The 3,495-nt window shown below is 63.5% G+C and carries 3 protein-coding genes; 1 reads left to right on the top strand and 2 read right to left on the bottom strand.

Annotated elements, in window-relative coordinates; all coding sequences use genetic code 11:
* Nucleotides 1-1,012 (top strand): M48 family metallopeptidase (locus tag ACNPP0_RS14360; RefSeq protein WP_448706255.1); only part of this gene is annotated, 1,012 nt, incomplete at its 5' end.
* A 3-nt stretch (nt 1,013-1,015) separates the two neighbouring features.
* Here ACNPP0_RS14360 and ACNPP0_RS14355 read toward each other — a convergent pair.
* Nucleotides 1,016-2,071 (bottom strand): hypothetical protein, encoded by a 1,056-nt coding sequence (locus ACNPP0_RS14355; protein WP_448706254.1) that lies wholly within the window; start codon nt 2,069-2,071, stop codon nt 1,016-1,018.
* Between the two features lie 228 nt (nt 2,072-2,299).
* Entirely contained in the window at nt 2,300-3,229 is a 930-nt protein-coding gene (locus ACNPP0_RS14350) for a Bug family tripartite tricarboxylate transporter substrate binding protein (RefSeq protein ID WP_448706253.1), read from the bottom strand.
* Nucleotides 3,230-3,495 lie beyond the last annotated feature (266 nt).

Raw genomic sequence — 3,495 nt, 5'->3', positions numbered from 1 at the left:
ATCCGCCTGCCGCATGGCTACGTTATCGGTACCCGAGCATGGGTCCGTCTGCCTGGACGACGGCGAAACGCGCCGCGATCTGCCCAAGAGTGCGCTAAGTTGGACAAGCCGAATCGGCTCGACGTCGCGTCGCGCCACGCTACCCGACGGGTCCGTCTTCGAAACCCGCGACAACGATCAAGTCGACCGTCTGGTGCGCCGCCGTGGTGGTGCTTTTGTCATTCCGCTGTCCCGACTGGAACGCTTGCGCCCTGCACTGTTATCGCTTGTTGTGGTTGCCACGTTGGCCTTCTTCATCAGCCTGCGCTGGACGCTGCCGTGGCTTGGAGACACCGCCGCCGCGTTTCTGCCTCAGGCGGTCGAAGCGCATATCGGCGTGAACACCCTGAAAGCTCTGGACCGCATAGGCTTGCACCCTTCTGAACTGCCGGCTCCGACACGGCAGGCACTTCTTGCCGTGTTCGACGAGTTGAAGACGCATGCCAACGCGCCGGAAAACCTTAGCTTGGCGTTTCGACGCGGCGGTTCGCTGGTCGGTGCCAACGCCCTTGCCCTGCCGGGCGGCCACGTGATTATCACGGACGAACTCGTCGCGCTCGCGGAGTCGCCCGAGGCGCTGGCGGGTGTCTTGGCCCATGAGATCGGCCACGTCGATCATCGGCATGGCGTCCGGCAATTAGGTCGCGTCATGGGCCTATCAGCCGTCGTCCTGTTGATGACGGGCGACGCCAGCAGCATGGCGAACGACGTCGGCGTGTTCGGCGCGGGGTTGCTTGAACTTTCGTTCTCGCGCAGCTTCGAACGGGAAGCTGACACGCGCGGCGTCGCGCTGATGCGGCAGGCCGGCAAAGACCCGGGATCATTGGCCGTTCTTCTGGAACGCCTGGAGGGTCTTACCGAGGCTGGCGGCATTATTCCCGCATGGCTTTCGTCCCACCCCTCAACGCCAGAGCGAGTCCAACGCATCCGGCAGCAGGCCGCAGAGCAAAACGCCGACCGAAGGCCGCGATGACGCTCAAGCCAGGTAAGACGCGACTTCTTCCGCCGTCAAATAACGCTTGAACGTCATCGATGGCGCTTGCGCGTCGTGGATGGCGCCGTTAAAGCCGGACCAGTTTCGTTTTGTGCCCTCGTCCGTTTCCAGCGCAATCAGCACGGGCCTGCCGTGCCGCGCCATGTTGTGGCGCAAGGCTGCTTCGCCCCAGGCCCACAACATGGGCTGAGTCAGTTCACCGTCGGCGTAGGCGCCGGCTTGCAGCCATTGGAAATCGGCCGAGTCGCGGTCCATGTCCGGCTGGCGGGCGGCGATGTCGCGTTTGACTTGCAGGGCTTGTGCATGCTCGCCAATCAAGATTTGCAGCAGCGTGAAAGCATGGAAACTATTGTTGACGCCGTGCGCCCGCGCCACGAATCCGGTTTTCGACGTCGGCAAGACCACCACAAGCTCGTCCACATAACTGATCTGCGATGCCAGCCACAAAAAATGCAGCTCTTCAAAGGGAAAGCTGTCGTTGTTCGTGGCCATGGGGTGCAGCAGCGCCATCAGGCTTGTGTCCGCGATAAACGACTCATGGTTGCGCTGACTGCGCATCAGCATCGCCATCATAGGCAGAACAAGCACGTCAACGGCCTGCTGTAAGGATTCCACTTCCCAACGCGTGTCCAACGGCACGGCGGCCAGTTCCGCCTGGGCGTCGACCCACGCTTTGCGGTCGGCCTCGTCCACCTCGTCGTCGTCCTCTTCCACCTCTTGCGCGCAATAGGGTCGCAGCGCGCGCAGCCACTGGCGAAGCAGGGCGTGCAGGCTGTCGAACAGAATGGCAGGGTCGGCGCCATCTTCGACCATCGACCCACACAACAACGCCAGGGCCGATGCCCGGTTCGGATGCAGGTCAGGAAGGAGCGTGGCGCACGCCAACAGGTTCGCAGACGTGTAAGCCGGGTCTTGGCTCTGCGCATAGAACGCGCGAACTTCGGGGCGGTCGAAGAACTGCTCCAGGGTATCCAGGTCGTCGGCGGATAGGACGGGCACGGAGAGGACGCTGGCGAGATCGGCGAAAGGGGTCGGCATGCGCGGCCTTTGGAATATTGGGAGGGGGTCGCGGAAACATAGACGAGGATTCTTCCATTGGCAACACCGCACATGATTGCGCACGCGGCACGCTCCGCAGGCCGCTCTCCGCCAGGTGTTTCCCGACCTTTCCTGCGTGCCTGCCCCCCTTCCCTTGTTCCCTTCTCCTGTTCCCTACTCCTGTTCCCTACCGCGTAATTCCTATCCCCATACCCTATGTCCTATTCCCTACTCCGCCCTGATCCCCGCCCCCTCAACCACCTGGGCCCAGTTCTCGATCTGCGCCGATACCCATTCCCTGGCCCCGGCGCTACCCCCGAACGGCGCGCCCAGCCCCAGGCTTGCGATGCTGCGTGAAAATTCCGGCATGGCGTAGACGGCCGCCAGGCTTTCATCCCATTTGCGGGCGATGTCGGGCGGCATGCCTTGCGGCGCCATGATGAGGAAAGCGAAGGCTGCGTCAAAATCTTGCAGCGATTGCACGCCCACGCTGCGCAGGGCCGGCACGCCGGGCAGGTCGGGGTCCGGTTCGCGAGCCGAGATGGCCAGCGCGCGCATTTTGCCTGCCTGCACATGAGCTTGCACCGCGGACGCTGCCAGGAAGCCGGCCTGGATCTGGTTGCCCAGCAAGGCGTTGACCGCGCCCGCGCTGCCCCGGAACGGGATGTGGGTGATGTTGATGCCGGTGGCCAGCTTCAGTTTTTCAAATGCCAGGTTGCCCGGGCTGCCGTAGCCGGCTGACGAATAGGTCACCGGGTTGGCCTGGGCATAACGCAGAAACTCATCCACGGTGGCGACGCCCAGATCGGGCCGCACCGTCAGTGCCAGACCGAAGCTGCCGGCAATGCTAAGCGGGTCCAGCAGCCGCAGGTAGGTGTCACCGGCGTCCTTGAAGACGTGCGGGTTGACGGTCATCAGCGTGTCCAGCGTCATCAAGAGCGTGTAGCCATCGGGCGCGGCATTGGCCACCGCCTTTGCACCGACGTTGCCGGACGCGCCCGGGCGGTTCTCGACAATGATCGTCTGGCCCATCAGTTTGCTGGCGTACAGCGCGATGGCTCGGGCGCCGATGTCCAATGGCCCGGCCGGAGAGGAATTGACGATGAGCCGGATGGGGCGGGATGGGTAATCGGCCGGGGCGGCCCCGGCCGTCGACACGGGGGCTGCAACAAGCAAGGCGCCGACAAGCAAGGCGCCGAAAGCCGGGACTGCGAAAAGCGAAGCAGCGAAGAACAAGGCGGGGGAAAGCGAAGCACCGAAAAACGAAGCAGAGACAGGCGAAGCAGAGACAGGCGAAGCAGAGACAGGAGAAGCAGAGAAAGGCAGCGCCGCGGCGAAACGGCCAGCAAGAAACGAGACTGTGACAAACCACAAGCGCTTGAACGGGTTACTCATGTTGCTCTCCGGTGTAGCGGGGGGCCGGC

Source organism: Achromobacter semiaridum (assembly GCF_053543755.1).
This window is presented reverse-complemented; position numbering and strand designations above follow the sequence as displayed.

Coding starts and splice junctions, on each gene's coding strand:
- ACNPP0_RS14355 (WP_448706254.1), bottom strand. CDS start 2,071: ATGCCGACCCCTTTCGCCGATCTCGCCAGCGTCCTCTCCGTGCCCGTC.